The following is an 18,564-nucleotide window of genomic DNA, read 5'->3' on the forward strand; positions in this document are numbered from 1 at the left end:
CATAGGAAGGCGGCCGAGCGGAGTCAATCTTTTTCCACTCGACCGCATACCTATGCAGTTGAACTCAGCGGGCCAGTTCTTCCTTCAGCGCCTGGAGGAAGGCGTCGACGTCGTCCTCCGTGGTGTCGAAGGAGCACATCCAGCGCACGTCGCCGGCCTGCTCGTCCCAGAAGTAGAACCGGAAGCGCTTCTGGAGCCGGCGGCTGACCTCGTGCGGGAGCCGCGCGAAGACCGCGTTGGCCTGCACCGGGTAGAGGATCTCGACCCCGTCCAGGGCGCGCACGCCGTCCGCGAGGCGCCGCGCCATCGCGTTGGCGTGCCGGGCGTTGCGCAGCCACAGGTCCTTGGCGAGCAGCGCCTCCAGCTGCACCGACAGGAAGCGCATCTTCGACGCGAGCTGCATGGACAGCTTGCGCAGGTGCTTCATGTGGCTGACCGCGTCCGGGTTCAGGACGATCACGGCCTCGCCGAAGAGCATGCCGTTCTTGGTGCCGCCGTACGAGATGACGTCGACGCCCACTGCGTTGGTGAAGGCGCGCATCGGCACGTCGAGGGAGGCGGCGGCGTTGGCTATCCGGGCGCCGTCCAGGTGCACCTTCATGCCCTTGGCGTGGGCGTGCTCCACGATGGCGCGGATCTCGTCCACGGTGTAGACGGTGCCCAGCTCGGTGTTCTGGGTGATGGAGACGACCTGGGGCATGGCCCGGTGCTCGTCCTCCCAGCCCCACGCCTGCCGGTCGATCAGCTCGGGGGTGAGCTTGCCGTCCGGGGTGGGCACCGTGAGCAGCTTGAGGCCGCCCATCCGCTCGGGCGCGCCGCCCTCGTCCACGTTGATGTGGGCGCTCTCGGCGCAGATCACGGCGCCCCAGCGGTCGGTGAGCGCCTGGAGGGCGGTCACGTTCGCGCCGGTGCCGTTGAAGACCGGGAACGCCTCCGCGAGCGGGCCGAAGTGGCTGTGCACGATCCGCTGGAGGTGGTCGGTGTACTCGTCCTCGCCGTAGGCGACCTGGTGGCCGTCGTTGGCGAGGGCGATGGCCGCGAGGACCTCGGGGTGGACGCCGGCGTAGTTGTCGCTCGCGAACCCCCGGACCGACGGGTCGTGGTGCCGACGGGCGTCGGTCCGGGGTCCGAGGGCCGCGGTCACGGCGCGGGGGTCAGCCACAGGCGCTGTCCATTCACTTCCTGGGCGGGCCGCTCCCACAGGCCGGCGATCTCGTCGGCCAGGTCCTTCACGTCGGTGAAGCCCGCGAACTTCGCGTTGGGGCGTTCGGCGCGCATGGCGTCGTGCACCAATGCCTTGATCACCAGGATCGTAGCCGCGGCCTGCGGGCCGTCGTCGCCGCCCAGCTTGCGGAAGGAGTCGGCCATGGCGAGGGTCCAGGCCTCGGCGGCGGCCTTGCCCGCGTTGTACACGGCGTTCCCGGCCTGCGGCTTGTGCGCGCCGACCTGGCTGACCAGCGCGTAGCGGCCCCGGCCGCCGCTGCGGAGCAGGGCGTCGTGGAAGGCGAGCGAGGTGTGCTGGACCGTGCGGACCAGGAGCTTCTCCAGGAAGTCCCAGTCCTTGAGGTCGGTCTCGGCGAAGGAGGGACTGCCGCGCCAGCCGCCCACCAGGTGGACGAGCCCGTCGACGCGCCCGAACTCCTTCTCCGTCTTCTCGACCCACGCGCGCGTGGCGTCGAGGTCGAGGAGGTCGACGGTCTCGCCGACGACCTTGGCGCCCTGGGACTCGCGGGCGGCCTCGACCGCCTCGGCGAGCCGCCCGGGGTCGGCGTCGGCGGCGACCACGGTCGCGCCGGCGCCGGCGAGGCGGACCAGCGCCGCCCGGCCCGCGGGGCCGGCCGCGCCGGCCACCGCGATGACGGTCCCGTCGAGGGGTCCGCCGTTCGAATCGGCGTTCATGGGTGCCGCCTCCTCCGTCTCCTGGCGGTCCTCGCTCACGCGGCGGCCCGCTCGGTGCCCGCCATGTCCGCGGCGGTGATGCCCTTGGTCCCGGCGATCACGCCCTTCATCTTCTTGGCGAGGGCCTCGAAGAACATGCTGAGCGGAAACTCGTCGGGAAGCACGTCGTCGACGAGCTTGCGCGGCGGGAGGGAGAGGTCCAGGGCGTCGGGGCCCTTGGCCCACTTCGAGCCCGGGTGCGGGGCGAGGTAGCCGGAGACGAACTCGTACGCCTTGAACCAGTGGACCAGCTTCGGGCGGTCGATGCCGTCGCGGTAGAGGGTCTCGATGTCGGAGCAGAGGCGGTTGGTGACCTCGGGGGCGCGCTCCCAGTCGATGGTGAGGACGTTGTCCGTCCAGCGCACCACGTCGTTCTTGTGGAGGTACGCGAAGAGGAGCTGGCCGCCCAGGCCGTCGTAGTTGCGGTTGCGGTCGCCGGTGAGCGGGAAGCGGAACATCCGGTCGAAGAGGACGGCGTACTGCACGTCGCGGCCGTGCTCGTTGCCCTCGGCCTCCAGCTTCACGGCCTCCTTGAAGGCGGTGAGGTCGCAGCGGAGCTCCTCCAGGCCGTACATCCAGAACGGCTGGCGCTGCTTGATCATGAACGGGTCGAAGGGCAGGTCGCCGCGGCTGTGGGCGCGGTCGTGGACCAGGTCCCAGAGGACGAACGCCTGCTCGCAGCGGGTCTGGTCGTCCAGCATCGCGGCGATGTCCGCGGGCAGCTTCAGGCCCAGGGTGTCGACGGCGGCGGCGGTCACCTTGCGGAAGCGGGCGGCCTCGCGGTCGCAGAAGATGCCGCCCCAGGTGAAGCGCTCGGGGACCTCGCGGACGGCGACGGTCTCCGGGAAGAGGACGGCCGAGTTGGTGTCGTACCCGGCGGTGAAGTCCTCGAAGGTGATGCCGCAGAAGCCCGGGTTGTCGTAGCGGGTGGCCTCCAGCTCGGCCAGCCAGTCGGGCCAGACCATGCGGAGCACGACGGCCTCGAAGTTGCGGTCCGGGTTGCCGTTCTGCGTGTACATGGGGAAGAGCACGAGGTGCTGGAGCCCGTCCGCGCGGCCGGCGGCCGGGTGGAAGACCATCAGCGAGTCCAGGAAGTCCGGCACGCCGAAGCCGCCGTCGGACCACTTGCGCAGGTCGGCGACGAGCGCGCGGTGGTACTCGGCGTCGTGCGGCACGAGCGGGGAGAGCTGCTCGACGGCGGACACCATGCGGTCCACGGTCAGCTCGACGACGGCCCGGGCGGGCGCGCCCTCGGCGTCCAGGTCCACGGAGCCGTCGGCGCTCTGCCAGACGCGGAGCTCCTCCACGGCGTTCTTGAGCTCGGCCCACGCCGGGTGGTCGATCACCCGGCTGTCGGCGGCTATCGCCCCACCGGTCACGTCCTGCACAAGAATTTCCGTCATGCCTCTTCCTCCACAGGAGAACCTTGCGTCAAGAAACCGTATCCACGCAGGGCTGAGCACCGCAAGAGGAGCAAGAGAAATTCTCCCGTGAGACACCCGCCCGACCGCATTTTTTCCTGTCAGCCGGGGGGTGGTGACGTGCTTCCGCCGGAAGGATCAGACCAGGGGCTTCACCAGAAGCTCGAAGCGGAGGTCGTCGCGCCGGGGCACGCCGAAGCGCTCGTCGCCGTACGGGAAGGGGCTCGTCTCGCCCGTGCGCCGGTAGCCGCGCCGCTCGTACCAGGCGATCAGCTCCTCCCGGGCGGTGATCACCGTCATGTGCATCTCGCGGACGTCCCACAGCTCACAGACCCGCCGCTCGGCCTCCGCGATGATCCGCTTGCCGAGACCGGCGCCCTGGAGCGCGGGCCGGACCGCGAACATGCCGAAGTAGGCGGCCTCGCCGCGGTGCTCCAGCTGGCAGCAGGCGACCGTCTCGCCGTCCCGCTCCACCAGCAGCAGCACGCTGCCCGGGGCGGAGATCACGGCGGCCACGCCCTCCGGGTCGGTGCGCTGCCCGTCCAGCAGGTCCGCCTCCGTCGTCCAGCCCGCGCGGCTCGCGTCGCCCCGGTAGGCCGACTCGACCAGGGACACCACGACGGGCACGTCGTCGAGCACCGCCTGCCGGTACGTGACGGTGCCGGGCTCCTGGCTCGCGGCGGTGTCGGAAACGGGCGTGGCGGTGTCCATCGTGCGGGGCTCCCCTCGGGCGCTGTGGATCGGCGTGCGCGATCGTTCCGAGCCTAACGCGCGCCTCCGCACCCCCTTTCGTACGCCTGTGCGCGCCCGTGCGCCCGCGTGCGCGCTCGCCGCCCCGGGCACCCTTCCGGCGGGGGTACGAGTCGAGGGGGAGGTGTGCCGTGCACGGACCGGCCCTGTCCGGGTGGCTGCTCGTCGCGCTGTGCGCCGCCAGCGGCGCCTACTGCCTGCTGCGGATGCGGGCCTGCGCCGGCGCGGAGCGCCGGGCCGCGCGCGCCGAGGCGGTGATGGGCTTCGGGATGGCCGCCATGGCGCTGCCCGCCGCCGTCGTCGGCCCGCCGTCCTGGAGCTGGGCGGTGTACGCGGCGCTTTTCGGCGCCGTGGCCCTGGGCGACCTGCTCGCCGCCCGCCGCGACGGACACCGGCTGCACCACGCGGTGGGCTCCCTCGCCATGCTCTACATGGCGCTGGCGATGGCCCCGGCGGCCGGCGGCGGCGCGCAGGGGGTGCACGGGGCGCACGGCGCGGGCACGGCGGGCGGCATCCCCCTGCTCACCGGCGGCCTGCTCCTCTACTACGGGGTGTACGTGCTCCGCACCGGCGCCCGGCTCGTCCCGGCCGCGCCGCACGGACCCGCGCCCGTGGCGGCCGGGACGGTGGCGGCGGCGGGAGGCGGCGCGTGGGCGAACCGGCCGGAGCTGACCGTGGTGTGCCGGCTGTCCATGGGGCTCGCCATGCTGGCGATGCTCTGCACGCTCTGAGTCCCTCTGCGTCCCTCTGCGTCCCTCTGCGTCCCTTGTCCCGCGCGGACGTTCGGACCGGGACCGGCCGAAACCGTGGCGTGCGTCACTTGCCCGGCGGGGCCATACCCCCGGGGAGCACCCCCTCATAGGCTGACGTCATGTCGGTCTCCCTCGCACTGCTCCTGCTCGGCGTCCTGACCGCTCTCACCGCGCCCCGGCTGCTGGCCCGGGCCCTCTGGGTGGAGCGAGAACCGGTCGTAGCGCTCTGGGTCTGGCAGTGCGTGGTGGCCGCGGTGCTGGTCAGCTTCGCGCTCTCGATGACGTTCAGCGCGGCGGCGGCCTGGCAGGCCGTGCGCGGGCAGGTCTTCGCGCCCGCGCCGCGCGCCGTGCTCGACGCGTACGAACTCTCCACCGGCGGCGGCCCCTGGTCGGCGGTGATCGCCGTGGTCCTCGCGGCCGGCGGCCTGTGGTCGGGCGCCATGCTCGGGCGGGAGATCGGGCTGGCCCGGGCCCGCCGCCGGCAGCGCCGCGCCGAACTGCTGGTCCGCGCGCCGCAGCTGCCCGGCGAGGAACCGGCCGCGGGCCGGCTCGTCGTCCTGGAGGGCGAGCGGCCCGACGCCTGGTGGCTGCCCGGGACCACGCCCCGGCTGGTCGTCACCACCGCCGCCCTGCGCCGGCTGAAGGGCCGCCAGCTCGACGCGCTGCTCGCCCACGAACAGGGCCACGCCCGGGCCCGGCACGACTGGCTGCTGCACTGCTCCGGCGCGCTCGCCGCGGGCTTCCCCGGCATCCCGGTCTTCACCGCCTTCCGCGAGGAGATGCACCGGCTGGTCGAGCTGGCCGCCGACGACGTGGCCTCCCGGCGCTTCGGCCGGCTCACCATCGCGCTCGCGCTGGTCGAACTGAACGAGGAGCGGGGCGTGTTCGCCGCCGCACCCGGCACCGGACCGCTCGCCGGACTCCCCCGGCGGGTCGACCGGCTGCTCACCGCCGCGCCACGGCTGCCCGCCACCCACCGCCTGGGGCTCACCGCGACCGCCGCACTGGTCCCGGTCGTCCCGCTGCTCGTCGCCTTCTACCCGGGCCTGGCCGCGCTCGGCTAGGCCGTTTCTTTCGGATCAGGCCGGGTAGCCGGCGCCGGCGGAAGGGTGGCCGGTTCTGGTGTCGCGGGGGCGGTGCGCGGCGGCCGGTCCGGCAGGATCGTGGAATGCGTACTTCCGCCGTGGTGTCCGGGGGCCTCGCCCTGTTGTTGCTCGTCCTGGTGGTGGCCGGCTGGTCGCCGCTGCTCACCTTCGACCGCGCCGTCGACGAGGCGCTGCACCGCAGCGCGGTCGCCCACCCCGGCGTCACCAGAGCCCACCGGCTGCTCAGCGACTGGGTGTGGGACCCCTGGACGATGCGCGCGCTGGCCTGCGCCGCCGTGCTGCTGCTCGCCAGGGCCGGACACCGCCGGCTCGCCTGGTGGGTGGCCGGGACGGTGGTGGCGGCGGCCGGGGTGCAGCAGGCGGTGAAGGCGCTGGTCGGCCGGGACCGGCCGGAATGGCGGGACCCGGTGGACTCGGCCGCGTTCTCCGCCTTCCCCTCCGGGCACGCCATGACCGCGACCGTGGTCTGCGGGCTGCTGCTGTGGGTGGTCGCCGTCGTCGGGCGGGAGCCGTGGCGCGGCTGGGGCACCCTGGCCGGGCTCGCGGTCGTCTCGGTGCTCGGCGTCGGCTGGACCCGGATCTACCTGGGCGTGCACTGGCCGTCGGACGTGGTCGCCGGCTGGCTGCTGGGCTGGTGCTGCGTGGCCGTCGCGGTGCTCGCGTACCGCCGGAGCACCGCCCCGCGGCCGCTCCCCGCGGGGCCCCGTGCGGGCGGCGGACGGGCCGGCGGGAAGGCGACGTGACGAAGCCGCCCGTCCTGGACGATCCCCCGTGTCGCCCAGGACGGACGGCCTCCCCGCCGTCGCGCCACGGGGGCGGGGCGGCGGGCCACGCTGAGTATATTGGCCGAGAGCCAGTCAACGCAGGAGCCCAGCATGACGCCGCGTAGCCCATCGGTCAACGAAGAGCTGAGGCGGCGTTCGCGGGAGCGGATCCTGGCGGCGACGGTCGAGCTGGTCGGGCTGCGCGGATACGAGGCCACCACCCTCGGCGACATCGCCGAACGGGCCGGGGTGGCCCGGGGTCTCGTCTCGTACTACTTCCCCGGCAAGCGCCAGCTGCTCCAGTCCGCCGTGCACCGTCTGATGCACCTCACGCTGGCGGAGGCACTGGAGCGGGAGCCACGCACCGAGGACGGGGCGGAGCGGCTGGCCCGGGCGATCGACGCGATCCTGGGGCTCGCGGTGGACCGGCCGACGCTGATGCGGACCCACATGGCCGGGATCCTCCAGGCCGAGGGCTTCGTGCGGTGCGAGGAGCAGCAGCGGCTCGCGTTCCTGCTGCGGGACACGGTGGAGCGGTACGGCTCCGAGGACGTGGACCGGGACTATCCGCTGCTGCGGGCGCTGCTGATGGGCGCGGTGGTGGCGGTGCTGCTGCCGGGCGCGCCGATGCCGGTGGCGCGGCTGCGGGCGGAGCTGTTCCACCGCTACGGGCTGGCGTGGGAGAGCGGCATGCCGCCGGACGGTGGTCCGCCCGACGGCATGCCCTGAGGCGTCCGGGGTCAGTCCCGGTCGCCGAAGTCCTCGAAGTAGTCCGGCTGGGTCTGGACGTTGAGCTCGTCCATGCGGACCTTCTTCCCGGCGTCGGTGCGCGGGTCGGAGATCTTCAGGACGTCGAGGCCGCGGGCGATCTCGTTGGAGTAGATGTGTCCGTTGTAGTAGTAGGCGGACCAGGAGCCGCCGGTGGTGAGGGCGGTGGCGGAGACCGGGCCGCGGTCGAACCAGCCGATCTCCTTCGGGCGCGCGGAGTCGGTGAAGTCCCAGATCGAGACGCCGCCCTGGTACCACGCCTGGACCATGATGTCCTTGCCCTTGACCGGGATCAGCGAGCCGTTGTGGGCGACGCAGTTCTCGGTGGCGGCCTGGTGGCGCGGGATCTTGAAGTAGCTGCGGAAGACCAGCTTGCGGTTCTTGCCCTTGCCGGTGATGTCGTAGACGCCGTTGGCGCCGCGGTTCGGGCCGACGGCCGCGTTGCAGGTGGCGCCGCCACCACCGCCGAGCTCGTCGGTGAAGACGACCTTGTTCGCCTTCTGGTTGAAGGTGGCGGAGTGCCAGAAGGCGAAGTTGACGTTGTCCTGGACCTGGTCGATCACCCGGGGGTGCTCGGGGTCGGAGACGTCGAAGAGGATGCCGTCGCCCATGCAGGCGCCGGCGGCGAGGTCCTTGCCGGGCAGCACGGTGATGTCGTGGCAGCCGGTGGTCTTGGAGACGCCCGGGTTGGTCGGGGCGCCGGGGTTGCCGCCGCCGTCGGGGCCCTCACCGGGGAAGAGGACGGGGAAGCCGACGACGCGGGCGCGCTCGGGCGCGTCGCGCGGCACCTTGATGACCGAGATGCCGTCGTGCGGCGGCTGGCAGTCCGGGAAGGCCGCGTTCGGCGAGTAGGAGGACACGTACACGTACACGTCCTTGCGCTGCGGCAGGAGCGTGTGGGTGTGGGAGCCGCAGGCGGTCTCGACGGAGGCGACGTACTTCGGGTTGGTGACGTCGCTGATGTCGAAGATCTTCATGCCCTCCCAGGACTCCTTGACGGAGGCGGGCTGGGTGGTGCTGGCGCACGAGTCGTCGCTGCGGGAGGAGTCGGTGGACAGGAAGAGGAGGTTCCCGGAGACGGAGATGTCGTTCTGGCTGCCGGGGCAGAGGACCTGGGCGACGGTCTTCGGGGCCTTCGGGTCGCTGATGTCGAAGACGCGGAAGCCGTCGTAGTTGCCCGCGAAGGCGTAGTCGCCCTGGAAGGCGATGTCCGTGTTGAGGCTCTTGAGCGCGTCCTTGGGGACGTTCGCCAGGAGTTCGATGTTGTCTGTCTTCACGATCTCGTCGACGCCGGGTATGTCGCCGCTCTGGATGGCGGCCCGCGCCCCGGCGGCCTGCTCCGCCGAGACCGGCGCCTGGACCGGCGCGTCCCCCGGGTCGGGGGTGGCGGCGGCCGTGCCGGTGGCGAGCAGCGCCGCGAGCAGGCCGGCCGCCGCGGTGGCGGTGCCGAGGCGTCTGATCCGGGACCGTGGACTGTGCGGAATAGGCAACGAAGTCACTCCGTCCTCCGTGTTCTCCGTTCAAAGGTGAACGGTTCTGGCCACGGCAGTATGTTCCTTGGCGTGCACATCCCAACAGATGGCAACACAGATGTCATGAAGGAATCTGCTCAACTCCCCGGAAAAACCTGCTAGGAACAGCCCCCTGTACCGCAAAACCCCCTGGAGGTACCGTTGCTGATCCGCCACCACCGGCGCTCCGCCGTCGCCGCGACCCTCGCCGCGCTGGCCGTCTTCGCCCTGGGCGCCTGCGAGTCGGAGTCCGGAACCGCGGCCCCGGAGCCCACCGCGACCGGCGCCGCCGCGGCGGTCGTCGTGCCCGGCAGGCCCGGCGAGCCGGCCCGGCGGGTCTCCCCGGAGGAGGCGGCGAGCCTGCTGCCCGACGAGCGGCCGAACGGCGCCGACTTCCGGTACGTGCAGATGATGATCGTCCACCACCGGCAGGCCCTGACGATGACGGCGCTGGCCCCGGAGCGGGCCGGATCGGCCGCGGTGCGGATGCTGGCGGAGCGGATCGCGGCGGCGCAGCAGCCGGAGATCGGCGCGATGGAGGGGTGGCTGAAGACCCACGGCGGGCCCCGGGACCAGGGCACGCACGCCCATCACACGATGCCGGGCATGGCGACCGACGCGCAGCTCGCGGAGCTGCGGGTGGCGAAGGGGACGGCCTTCGACGAGCTGTTCCTGGAGCTGATGGTGACGCACCACGAGGGCGCCGTGGCGATGGCGGCGGAGGTGCTCGGCCAGGGCAACAACGTACAGGTGGAGGAGATGGCGAACGACGTGATCGCCCAGCAGACGGCGGAGATCGGCCGGATGCGGGACCTCTGACCGCGGCCCGCCCGTCCGGCCGGGGCGCGGTCTCCGGGAGGCCGGGGCACGGTCTCCGCGAGACCAGAGCGCGGCCGTCCGGGGGCCGCCCGGTCAGGCGCCGGGCGCCGCCTCGCGGGCGGACTGCGCCTCGGCCGCCGCGAGGACGGTGTCGAGGAGGCCGGGGAACAGGGCGTCGAGGTCGGCGCGGCGGAGCCCGTTCAGCTTCGCCGTGCCGCGGTAGTCCTGCCGGATCACGCCGGCCTCGCGCAGCACCCGGAAGTGGTGGGTGGTCGTCGACTTGGTGACCGGGAGGACGAAGAAGGAGCAGGCCAGTTCGGTCTCGGCGGCGGCCAGTTCGCGCACGATCCGCAGCCGCACGGCGTCGGAGAGCGCGTGCAGCACCGGCTCCAGGCGGATCTCCTCGCGCGCCGGGTGTTCCAGGAGGCGGGGGCTGGCGGCGGTCGTCATGGCGGCGGCTCCACTTTCTCCCGGGGGTCGGCCGGGACGGGCTCCCATTGTACGAGGATCCTCGTAGTTTGACAGTCGCCGTACTACGATGGGTATCGTACGAGCATCCCGCCCGGCCCCGCACGGCCGGCGACCCAGCCGTCCCGAAACGGAGTCCCGATGAGCGCCGCCCTCTTCGAGCCCTACACCCTCCGCTCGCTGACCGTCCCGAACCGCGTCTGGATGGCGCCGATGTGCCAGTACTCCGCGGAGGTCTTCGGGCCGAACGCGGGGGTGGCCGGCGACTGGCACTTCGCCCACTACGCCTCCCGCGCCACCGGCGGCGCCGGCCTGATCCTCGTCGAGGCCACCGCGGTCGCCCCCGAGGGCCGGATCAGCCCCGCCGACCTCGGCCTGTGGAACGACACCCAGACCGAGGCGCTGCGCCGGATCGCCTCCTTCGTCAAGGCCCAGGGCTCCGTCCCCGGCATCCAGATCGCGCACGCCGGCCGCAAGGCCGCCACCCAGCGGCCCTGGCTCGGCCGCGGCCCCGCCCCGGCCGAGGAGGCGTGGCAGCCGGTCGCGCCGAGCCCGCTCCCCTTCGACGAGAACCACCCGGTGCCCACCGAGCTCACGGAGGACGGCATCCGGGAGATCGTCGGCCAGTTCGCCGCCGCGGCCCGCCGCGCGCGGGAGGCCGGCTTCGAGGTCGTCGAGGTGCACGGCGCCCACGGCTACCTCATCGGCGAGTTCCTCTCCCCGCACAGCAACCACCGCACCGACGCCTACGGCGGCTCCTTCGAGAACCGGACCCGGCTCGCCCTGGAGGTGGTGGACGCGGTCCGCGCCGTCTGGCCCGAGGACCTGCCGGTCTTCTTCCGCATCTCCGCCACCGACTGGCTGGAGGACGCGGGCTGGACCCCGGACGAGACCGTCCGCTTCGCCGCGCTGCTCCGCGAGCACGGCGTCGACCTGCTCGACGTCTCCAGCGGCGGCAACGGCGGCCCCGCCCGGATCCCCGTCGGCCCCGGCTACCAGGTGCCGTTCGCCGCGCGGGTCAAGGCAGAGACCGGGCTGCCGGTCGCCGCCGTCGGCCTCATCACCGAGCCCGGCCAGGCCGAGAAGATCCTCGCCAACGGCGAGGCCGACGCGGTCCTGCTCGGCCGCGAACTGCTCCGCGACGCCTCCTGGCCGCGCCGGGCCGCGCGCGAACTCGGCGCCACCGTCTCCGCGCCGCCGCAGTACGCCTGGGCGATCTGACCGTCACCGGACGGTCACGGGGTGTCTCCGGACGCCGTTGTCAGTGGGCGGGTGCAGACTGGCCCGTATCCGTGACAACGGCGTCCTGGAGGTGGGCACCCATGCCCGACGTACTTCTCACCGTAGGCACCCGCAAGGGACTCTTCATCGGCCGCAGGCGCGACGGGCGGTGGGAGTTCGACGAACCCCACTTCCCCGCCCAGGCCGTCTACTCGGTCGCCATCGACACCCGGCCGGACACCCCGCGGCTGCTGGTCGGCGGCGACAGCTCCCACTGGGGCCCGTCCGTCTTCCACTCCGACGACCTGGGCCGGACCTGGACCGAACCGCCCGCGCCCGCCGTCAAGTTCCCGCAGGACACCGGTGCCTCGCTGGAGCGCGTCTGGCAGCTCCACCCGGCGCCCGCCCACTCCCCCGGCGTCGTGTACGCGGGCACCGAACCCGCCGCGCTCTTCCGCTCCGACGACGGCGGGCGGTCCTTCGTGCTGGTCCGGCCGCTGTGGGAACACCCCACCCGCTCCCGGTGGGTGCCCGGCGGAGGCGGCGAGGCGGTGCACACGATCGTCACCGACCGCCGCGACCCCGACGCCGTGACCGTCGCCGTCTCCACCGCCGGCGTCTTCCGCAGCCGGGACGGCGGCGCCTCCTGGGACCCGGCCAACCACGGCGTCTCCGCCGTCTTCCTGCCCGACCCGGCCCCGGAGTTCGGCCAGTGCGTCCACAAGATCGCGCAGGACGCCGGCGACCTCGACCGGCTGTACCTGCAGAACCACTGGGGCGTCTACCGCAGCGACGACGCCGGCGGCCGGTGGACCGACATCGGCGGACCGCTCCCCTCCGACTTCGGCTTCGCCGTCGCCGCGCACCCCCACCGCCCCGGCACCGCGTACGTCTTCCCCATCACGGCCGACTCCGACCGCGTCCCGGCCGACCGCCGCTGCCGGGTCTACCGCACCACGGACGCCGGCGAGAGCTGGGAACCCCTCGACAAGGGCCTCCCCCAGGGCGACCACTACGGCACGGTCCTCCGCGACGCGCTCTGCACCGACGACGCCGACCCGGCGGGCGTCTACTTCGGCAACCGCAACGGCGAGGTGTACGCCAGCGCCGACGACGGCGACACCTGGCAGCTCCTCGCCGAGCACCTGCCCGACGTGCTCTGCGTCCGGGCGGCGGTGATCTGAACCTCCCGCCGCCCGCCGCCCGTCGGCGACCCGCTCAGGGCAGCCGCCAGTCCACCGGCTCGGCGCCCTGGGCGACCAGCATCTCGTTGGCCCGGCTGAACGGCCGGGAGCCGAAGAAGCCCCGGTCCGCGGAGCGCGGCGACGGGTGCGCCGACTCGACGGCCGGCAGATTCCCCAGCAGCGGACGGGCGTTGCGGGCGTCCCGGCCCCAGAGGATCGAGACCAGCGGCTTGCCGCGGGCGGCGAGGGCGCGGATGGCCTGCTCGGTGACCTCCTCCCAGCCCTTGTTGCGGTGGGCGCCCGCGTTGCGCGGGGCGGTGGTCAGCGTCCTGTTGAGCAGCAGGACGCCCTGCCGGGTCCACGGCGTGAGGTCGCCGTTGGACGGCTTCGGGTGCCCCAGGTCGGTGTGCATCTCCCAGAAGATGTTCAGCAGGCTGCCCGGCAGCTGCCGCACCTCCGGGGCCACCGCGAAGCTCAGGCCGATCGCCATCCCCGGCGTGGGATACGGGTCCTGACCCACGATCAGGACCCGCACGTCGTCGAAGGGCTGCTGGAAGGCGCGCAGGACGTTCGGCCCCGACGGCAGATAGGTCCGGCCCGCGGCGAGCTCCTGCCGCAGGAAGTCGCCCATCTCGGCCACCCGGCCCGCGACGGGCTCCAGGGCCTTCGCCCAGCCGGGCTCCACCAGTTCGCTCAACGGTCTCGCAGTCACGGTCCGTCACTCTAGCGGCCTACACCGACAACGCCCTCCGCCCCTAGACTGCGGCCCCCAGCCCCCACCCGGTGAGGACGGTCGCGAGCGTGGACAACCGGAGCGAGCACCCCGCAGGACCGGCGGACGCCGTGGTCGTCGGCATCGACTCGGGAGGCTCGGGGCTGCGCGTCGCGCTCGCCCGGGCCGACGACGGCACGGTCCTCGACCGGGCGGACGCGCCCGGGCCCGTACGGACGGGGCCGGGCGGGATCTCCGCCGCCCACTTCCTGGAGTCGGTGCTGCCCGCCGTCGCCGCGCTGCGGGCCCGCTCCGGCGGCGGGCGGCCGGTGCGCGCCGCCGCCGTCGGCGCCGCCGGCATGGCGACGCTCGGCGACGAGCTGCGGGCCGTGCTACCGGGCGCGTTCGCCGACGCCTGGGGGGTGCGGGCGACCGCCCTCGCCGCCGACGCCGTCACCGCGTACGCCGGAGCGCTCGGCAGCCGGCCCGGCGCCGTCGTCGCCGGCGGCACCGGGCTGATCGCCCTCGGCACCGACCTCACCGGCTGGCGGCGGGCCGACGGCTGGGGCCACCTCCTCGGCGACTGCGGCAGCGGCGCCTGGATCGGCCGGGCCGGCCTGGAGGCCGCGATGCGCGCGTACGACGGCCGGCGCGGCGGTTCGGCGGCGCTGCTGGCCCGGGCCGAGAAGCGGCACGGCCCGGCGGCGGGGCTGCCCGCCGCGCTCTATCCGCGCACCGACCGGCCGGCCGTGCTCGCCGCCTTCGCGCCCGACGTCGCGGCCTGCGCGGGCGAGGACCCGGTCGCCGCGGCCATCCTCGAGCGGGCCGCGGAGCACATCGCCGACGCGGCCGAGGCGGCCTGCCCGCCGGGCCCGGCGTCCGCGGTGGCGCTGACCGGCGGCCTCTTCAGGCTCGGCGAGCCGCTGCTCGCACCCCTGCGGGCGGCGCTCGCCGAACGGCTGCCCGGGGTGCGGGCCGTCGCCCCCGCGGGGGACCCGCTCGACGGGGCGGTGACGCTGGCCGCCGGCCTCGCAGGCGGCGGGATCCGGCTCCCCGCGGACCCCGCGCTGCTGCGGACCGTCTGACCGGCCGGCTCCGGAGTCCGGCATCGTCGCTGGTGGGAGCGGTGCGGAGGCGTCCGGAGGGGGCCGGTCCACGATCCGGCGCCAGGCGGACCGGACATACAGGGGCAGAAGGCGCGGGGTGCCACCTCACCGAACGCTCCCGTCCGCAAAGCCAGTAGCATGCGGCGCCATGAGCACCCCCACTGGGCCCGCCAACGGCCTGCCTGTACGAATGCCGCGCCCCCGCCCGTCAGGGCGGCACCGCCGCCCCGACCCGGCGGCGGCGCCCGAGGGCGCTCCCGCCCTGGTGCTCGCCGTCCCCGGCGCGCCCTCGGCCGCCATACGCTCCCTGGCCGACGAGCTGGTGAGCATCGCCCGGTCCGAGCTGCCCGGCCTGGAGGCCGCGATCGGCTTCCTGGACGGCGACGGCGAGGAGTACCCGACGCTCGCCGGCGTGCTGACCGCCGCGGCGGAGCTGCGCGAGGAGCGGTACCGGATCGCCGTGGCCGCCGGCCGCGAAGTCGGCGCCCCCGAGGGCCCGGCCGCGATCGTCGTCCCGCTGCTCGCGGGGCCCGACAGCGCCGTCATGCGCCGGATCCGCCAGGCCGTCATGGACAGCGGCAACACCGCGGAGCTGACCGACGTGCTCGGCCCGCACCCGCTGCTCGCCGAGGCGCTGCACGTGCGCCTGTCGGAGGCGGGCCTGGCCCGCGCCGACCGGGCCCGGCTGTTCACCGTCGCCACGGCCGCGGACGGCATCGTCCTGGCCACCGTGGGCGGCGAGGAGGCCGTGCAGGCCGCCGGCATCACGGGCATGCTGCTCGCGGCGCGGCTCGCCGTGCCGGTGATGGCCGCCGCGCTCGACCAGGAGGGCTCCATCGCCTCCGTGGCCGAGCAGCTGCGCGAGGCGGGCGCGGTGCAGCTGGCGCTGGCCCCGTACCTGATCGGCCCGGAGCTGGCCGAGGGCCTGCTCGACGAGGCGTCGAAGGAGGCCGGCTGCCCGGCGGCCGAGGCCCTGGGCGCGTACCCGGCCATCGGCAAGCTGGTGCTGTCGCAGTACGCGGCGGTGCTCGGCCTCCCGCAGCAGGGCGCGGCCCCCGCGCACTGACGCCCGGAACGCACGAGGGCCCGCACCGGAACCGTCCGGTGCGGGCCCTCCGGCGTGCCCGGGGCGGCCCGAGCCCGGCCGTCAGTCGAAAACGACGCAGGTGACCGCCGGGGCCTCGACGGAGCCGGCCCGGACCGGGGTGCCGGTCCCCGGGTCGACGTCGAACCAGGTCACGTCGCCGGAGCGCTCGTTCGCCGCGTACAGGCGCCGTCCGGACGGGTCGAGGGCGAGGTCGCGCGGCCAGGTGCCGCCGCAGGGGACGGTGGCCGAGCGGATCGCCTCGTCACCGGACGGGGAGAGGACGAGGACGGCGAGGGTGTCGGTGCCGCGCACGGCCACCCACAGGAACCGCCCGTCCGGGGAGACGACGACGGCGGAGGGGTACGCCGGGCCCTCCGTGTCCGCGTCGACGAGCGGGATCTCCGCGAGGGGCGTCAGCTCGCCGCGCCGGCCGTCCCAGCGGCAGACGGTGACGGCGGGCTCCAGTTCGCCGACCACGTAGGCGTGGCCGCCGGCCGGGTGGAAGGCCAGGTGGCGGGGGCCGTAGCCGGGGCGCAGGGCGGTCTCCCGGTGGAGGCGGAGGGTGCCGGTGGCCGGGTCGAGGGCGCAGACGCGCACGGAGTCCGTGCCGAGGTCGACGCTGACCGTCCAGCGTCCGCTCGGGTCGGGCAACACCTGGTGGGCGTGGGGCGCGGCCTGCCGGTCGGCAACCGGTCCGCCGCCCTCGTGGCGCAGCACGCCGGTGGCCGGGCCGGGGACGCCGTCCGCGCCGAGGGGCAGGACGGAGACGCTGCCGGAGGTGTAGTTGGCGGTGAGGAGGTGGCCGCCGGCGACGGCGAGGTGGGTGGGTCCGGAGCCGCCGACCGGCGCGGGGGCGCCGAGCGGGCGCGGCGCGGGGCCGTCGGGGGCGAGGGCGGCGACGGCGCCCGGCTCGGTCTCGGAGACGGCGTAGAGGACGCCGCCGGAGAGGGCGAGGTACGAGGGGTCGGCGACGGCGTCGGTGGCGCCGGTGACGGTGAGCGCGCCGGTCTCCGGGTCGACGTCGGCGGCGAGCACGCCGAGGCCGCCGGCCGAGGTGAAGGAGCCGAGGTAGGCGCGTGCCCGCTCCGCCCGGTGCTCGTGTGTCTCGTCGGTCCCGCCCACGGGCGCCTCCCCTGCCCAGGGGCCGGTCGCTCCGACCGGCCGTGTCGGGGCCGACGTTAGCAGGCGGTCTAGACCAAGTTCGATCAGCCGGGGGCCGGCCGGCGGCGGCGCCGGGTCAGGAGCGGATCACGAGGGAGCCCGGCGGGGTGCGCAGCGGCTCGTCGAGGGCGGCGAGCAGCCGCTCCAGGCCGCTGACGTGCCCGAGGGCGGCGGGGGCCGGGTGGGGCGCGGGCTCGGGCTCGGCCGCCTGCCGGAGCGGGGCGGGCTCCGCCGGGCCGGGCGCGGTGAGCCGTTCGACGGCGGTCTCGACCCGCCAGCAGGCGGCGGCGAGCCGGGCATCGTGGCTGGCGTCCGGGTCGGCGGCGACGGCCGCGAGGCCCCGCACCTCGGCGGCGCACTCGTCGAGCAGCGCGAGGACCCGGCGGGCGCGGCCCTTGCGCTCGCGGAACGGGCTGAGCGGGTGGACCAGCGGGGCGAGCGCGAGCCGCACCCGGCCGAGCAGCAGGTCCAGCTCGGCGACGTGCGGGGAGGGGTCGGCGCCCTCGTCGCCGGCGAGCCGGCGCTCGGAGGCGGCGGTCGCGGCGTGCACGGCCCGCAGGGCGCGCTGGATCCAGGCGTCGTTCACCGCGTGGGTGGTGACGGGAAGGATCAGCAGGACCGCGAGGGCGGCGCAGACCGCGCCGACGACGGTCTCCTCCAGGCGCAGCACGAGCAGCGCCGGGTCGAGGACGCCGAGGAGCCCGTAGAGCAGTCCGGCCATGACGGTGACGGCGAGCATCATCCAGCTGTAGGAGAGCGGCGCGGTGTAGAAGATGCCGAACACGCAGACCGCGACCAGGAGGGCGGTGGGCAGCGGGGCGCCATGCAGCGGCAGCGCGACGACCATGCCGACGGCGATGCCGAGCAGGGTGCCGAGGAAGCGGCGGAAGCCGCGGACCAGGGTCTCGCCGCGGGACACGGTGTTCACGAAGATCCACCAGGTGGTGCCGACGGCCCAGTACCAGCGCTCCTCGGAGAGCACCTGGCCGATGCCGAGCGCGACGGCGCAGGCAGCGGTGGCCTGGATCGCCTGCCGGGTGGTGATCCGGGCGAGGCCGGTGCCGGGGAGCGGGGCGGGCGCGGCGGGCGGCGGGGTGCGCCGCTCGATGGGCCAGAGCGCGAACCGTACGGCCCCGGCCGCCGCGAGGGCGAGAGCCACGGCCGCGTACAGCTCGGGGAGCTGGCCGGGCACGGCGTGCAGGAACTGGGTGCTGAAGAAGTTCATGAACGCGAAGATGCCGAGCGCGTGACCGCGCGGGCCCCAGCGCCGGGCGTACACCCCGCAGAGGACGACCAGCAGGAAGGCGCCGTCGCGCAGCAGCGTGTGGTCGTGCAGCAGGGTGGCGAGCGCGAGGACCGGGAAACCGGCGAGCGGCAGCAGCAGGGTGGTGCCGGCCTGGCCGCGGACGGTGGCGTCGGTGACGGTGAACAGGGCGAGCAGCGCCGCCAGTCCCCCGGTGATCGACGCGGTCAGCGAGAACCCGGCCAGCTCGGCCGCGGTGACGGCGAGCGCGATGCCGAGCACCGCGCGCAGGCTGGTCCTGAGCCGCAGGAGCCCCGGATCCGGAGCCACGAACATCCTCTTCACGACGGTCGGCCGCCCCCTCGTCTTGCCGCTCGCCCGCCGTGCGCCCTGCCCCGGGGATGGTGGGGCGCGCACGGACACGACGAAGGCGCCGCCGTCCGGGCGGCCTCGTCGCCGTCCCGGCGCGCGGCGCCGAAAGTACCTGGTGCACACAAGGGAACCACCGACCGGGCGCTTGGCTCAAATCGCCGCTGAAAGGCTGGGCCAATGG

General features: G+C 74.6%; 18 protein-coding genes. 9 read left to right on the forward strand and 9 right to left on the reverse strand.

Features of this window, described 5'->3' with window-relative positions; genetic code table 11:
* Nucleotides 1–64: 64 nt before the first annotated feature.
* From ACFVQZ_RS08160 to ACFVQZ_RS08175, 4 genes are all read right to left on the reverse strand, one after another.
* Nucleotides 65–1,144, reverse strand: a complete 1,080-nt coding sequence (locus tag ACFVQZ_RS08160; protein ID WP_030498280.1) for a low specificity L-threonine aldolase — start codon at nucleotides 1,142–1,144, stop codon at nucleotides 65–67.
* The gene (locus ACFVQZ_RS08165) at nucleotides 1,141–1,899 is read right to left on the reverse strand and encodes an SDR family oxidoreductase (RefSeq protein ID WP_030498279.1); all 759 of its coding nucleotides are present in this window, start codon (nucleotides 1,897–1,899) and stop codon (nucleotides 1,141–1,143) included. The genes ACFVQZ_RS08160 and ACFVQZ_RS08165 overlap by 4 nt, the downstream gene beginning before the upstream one ends.
* Nucleotides 1,900–1,934: 35 nt before the next feature.
* A complete protein-coding gene (locus ACFVQZ_RS08170) occupies nucleotides 1,935–3,341 on the reverse strand; it encodes a DUF6421 family protein (RefSeq protein ID WP_383620511.1) in 1,407 nt (468 codons plus the stop codon).
* Between the two features lie 156 nt (nucleotides 3,342–3,497).
* On the reverse strand, nucleotides 3,498–4,070 hold the full coding sequence (locus tag ACFVQZ_RS08175) for a GNAT family N-acetyltransferase (protein WP_383620513.1): 573 nt from the start codon (nucleotides 4,068–4,070) through the stop codon (nucleotides 3,498–3,500).
* 170 nt (nucleotides 4,071–4,240) lie between these two features.
* Between ACFVQZ_RS08175 and ACFVQZ_RS08180 the strand changes: the two genes are divergently transcribed.
* The 4 genes from ACFVQZ_RS08180 (at nucleotide 4,241) to ACFVQZ_RS08195 (ending at nucleotide 7,460) form a co-directional block, all read left to right on the forward strand.
* Nucleotides 4,241–4,840, forward strand: coding sequence for a DUF5134 domain-containing protein (locus tag ACFVQZ_RS08180; RefSeq protein WP_383620515.1), 600 nt, complete (start codon nucleotides 4,241–4,243; stop codon nucleotides 4,838–4,840).
* Nucleotides 4,841–4,980: 140 nt separating this feature from the next.
* Nucleotides 4,981–5,925, forward strand: coding sequence for a M56 family metallopeptidase (locus ACFVQZ_RS08185; RefSeq protein ID WP_030498275.1), 945 nt, complete (start codon nucleotides 4,981–4,983; stop codon nucleotides 5,923–5,925).
* A 104-nt stretch (nucleotides 5,926–6,029) separates the two neighbouring features.
* On the forward strand, nucleotides 6,030–6,710 hold the full coding sequence (locus ACFVQZ_RS08190; protein ID WP_383620517.1) for a phosphatase PAP2 family protein: 681 nt from the start codon (nucleotides 6,030–6,032) through the stop codon (nucleotides 6,708–6,710).
* A 132-nt stretch (nucleotides 6,711–6,842) separates the two neighbouring features.
* A complete protein-coding gene (locus tag ACFVQZ_RS08195) occupies nucleotides 6,843–7,460 on the forward strand; it encodes a TetR/AcrR family transcriptional regulator (protein ID WP_030492149.1) in 618 nt (205 codons plus the stop codon).
* Between the two features lie 11 nt (nucleotides 7,461–7,471).
* Here the strand turns inward: ACFVQZ_RS08195 and ACFVQZ_RS08200 are convergent, their stop codons facing one another.
* Nucleotides 7,472–8,989 carry a hypothetical protein gene (locus ACFVQZ_RS08200; protein WP_030492150.1) on the reverse strand — a complete coding sequence of 506 codons (1,518 nt, stop codon included), beginning with the start codon at nucleotides 8,987–8,989 and terminating at the stop codon, nucleotides 7,472–7,474.
* A 183-nt stretch (nucleotides 8,990–9,172) separates the two neighbouring features.
* Here ACFVQZ_RS08200 and ACFVQZ_RS08205 point away from each other — a divergent pair, with 183 nt between their 5' ends.
* Nucleotides 9,173–9,829 (forward strand): DUF305 domain-containing protein, encoded by a 657-nt coding sequence (locus ACFVQZ_RS08205; protein WP_383620519.1) that lies wholly within the window; start codon nucleotides 9,173–9,175, stop codon nucleotides 9,827–9,829.
* A gap of 93 nt (nucleotides 9,830–9,922) precedes the next feature.
* Here the strand turns inward: ACFVQZ_RS08205 and ACFVQZ_RS08210 are convergent, their stop codons facing one another.
* Entirely contained in the window at nucleotides 9,923–10,279 is a 357-nt protein-coding gene (locus ACFVQZ_RS08210; RefSeq protein WP_383620521.1) for an ArsR/SmtB family transcription factor, read from the reverse strand.
* Between the two features lie 159 nt (nucleotides 10,280–10,438).
* Between ACFVQZ_RS08210 and ACFVQZ_RS08215 the strand changes: the two genes are divergently transcribed.
* A complete protein-coding gene (locus ACFVQZ_RS08215; RefSeq protein WP_030492153.1) occupies nucleotides 10,439–11,518 on the forward strand; it encodes an NADH:flavin oxidoreductase/NADH oxidase in 1,080 nt (359 codons plus the stop codon).
* A 101-nt stretch (nucleotides 11,519–11,619) separates the two neighbouring features.
* Complete coding sequence (locus ACFVQZ_RS08220; RefSeq protein WP_383620523.1) at nucleotides 11,620–12,702, forward strand: WD40/YVTN/BNR-like repeat-containing protein; 1,083 nt, start codon at nucleotides 11,620–11,622, stop codon at nucleotides 12,700–12,702.
* A 34-nt stretch (nucleotides 12,703–12,736) separates the two neighbouring features.
* On the opposite strand, the gene ACFVQZ_RS08225 is transcribed toward ACFVQZ_RS08220, so the two are convergent.
* Nucleotides 12,737–13,414: a uracil-DNA glycosylase gene (locus tag ACFVQZ_RS08225; RefSeq protein WP_030492155.1), complete on the reverse strand. Its 678-nt coding sequence runs from the start codon at nucleotides 13,412–13,414 to the stop codon at nucleotides 12,737–12,739.
* 89 nt (nucleotides 13,415–13,503) lie between these two features.
* On the opposite strand from ACFVQZ_RS08225, the gene ACFVQZ_RS08230 reads away from it, so the two are divergent.
* Together ACFVQZ_RS08230 and ACFVQZ_RS08235 are read left to right on the forward strand one after the other, a co-directional pair.
* Nucleotides 13,504–14,499 (forward strand): BadF/BadG/BcrA/BcrD ATPase family protein, encoded by a 996-nt coding sequence (locus ACFVQZ_RS08230; RefSeq protein WP_030492156.1) that lies wholly within the window; start codon nucleotides 13,504–13,506, stop codon nucleotides 14,497–14,499.
* A gap of 169 nt (nucleotides 14,500–14,668) precedes the next feature.
* The gene (locus ACFVQZ_RS08235) at nucleotides 14,669–15,586 is read left to right on the forward strand and encodes a hypothetical protein (protein WP_030492157.1); all 918 of its coding nucleotides are present in this window, start codon (nucleotides 14,669–14,671) and stop codon (nucleotides 15,584–15,586) included.
* A gap of 81 nt (nucleotides 15,587–15,667) precedes the next feature.
* On the opposite strand, the gene ACFVQZ_RS08240 is transcribed toward ACFVQZ_RS08235, so the two are convergent.
* The gene (locus tag ACFVQZ_RS08240) at nucleotides 15,668–16,729 is read right to left on the reverse strand and encodes a lactonase family protein (RefSeq protein WP_030492158.1); all 1,062 of its coding nucleotides are present in this window, start codon (nucleotides 16,727–16,729) and stop codon (nucleotides 15,668–15,670) included.
* A gap of 115 nt (nucleotides 16,730–16,844) precedes the next feature.
* Nucleotides 16,845–18,347 (reverse strand): FUSC family protein, encoded by a 1,503-nt coding sequence (locus tag ACFVQZ_RS08245; RefSeq protein WP_383620793.1) that lies wholly within the window; start codon nucleotides 18,345–18,347, stop codon nucleotides 16,845–16,847.
* Nucleotides 18,348–18,564: the final 217 nt, after the last annotated feature.

Source organism: Streptomyces sp. NPDC057854, from assembly GCF_042797055.1.
Lineage (GTDB): Bacteria > Actinomycetota > Actinomycetes > Streptomycetales > Streptomycetaceae > Streptomyces.

Bases quoted from the DNA above. Each gene is read 5' to 3' on its own strand.
- ACFVQZ_RS08165 (WP_030498279.1), bottom strand. From the start codon at position 1,899: ATGAACGCCGATTCGAACGGCGGACCCCTCGACGGGACCGTCATCGCG.
- ACFVQZ_RS08195 (WP_030492149.1), top strand. From the start codon at position 6,843: ATGACGCCGCGTAGCCCATCGGTCAACGAAGAGCTGAGGCGGCGTTCG.
- ACFVQZ_RS08215 (WP_030492153.1), top strand. From the start codon at position 10,439: ATGAGCGCCGCCCTCTTCGAGCCCTACACCCTCCGCTCGCTGACCGTC.
- ACFVQZ_RS08170 (WP_383620511.1), bottom strand. From the start codon at position 3,341: ATGACGGAAATTCTTGTGCAGGACGTGACCGGTGGGGCGATAGCCGCC.
- ACFVQZ_RS08175 (WP_383620513.1), bottom strand. From the start codon at position 4,070: ATGGACACCGCCACGCCCGTTTCCGACACCGCCGCGAGCCAGGAGCCC.
- ACFVQZ_RS08220 (WP_383620523.1), top strand. From the start codon at position 11,620: ATGCCCGACGTACTTCTCACCGTAGGCACCCGCAAGGGACTCTTCATC.
- ACFVQZ_RS08190 (WP_383620517.1), top strand. From the start codon at position 6,030: ATGCGTACTTCCGCCGTGGTGTCCGGGGGCCTCGCCCTGTTGTTGCTC.
- ACFVQZ_RS08185 (WP_030498275.1), top strand. From the start codon at position 4,981: ATGTCGGTCTCCCTCGCACTGCTCCTGCTCGGCGTCCTGACCGCTCTC.
- ACFVQZ_RS08235 (WP_030492157.1), top strand. From the start codon at position 14,669: ATGAGCACCCCCACTGGGCCCGCCAACGGCCTGCCTGTACGAATGCCG.
- ACFVQZ_RS08245 (WP_383620793.1), bottom strand. From the start codon at position 18,347: ATGTTCGTGGCTCCGGATCCGGGGCTCCTGCGGCTCAGGACCAGCCTG.
- ACFVQZ_RS08210 (WP_383620521.1), bottom strand. From the start codon at position 10,279: ATGACGACCGCCGCCAGCCCCCGCCTCCTGGAACACCCGGCGCGCGAG.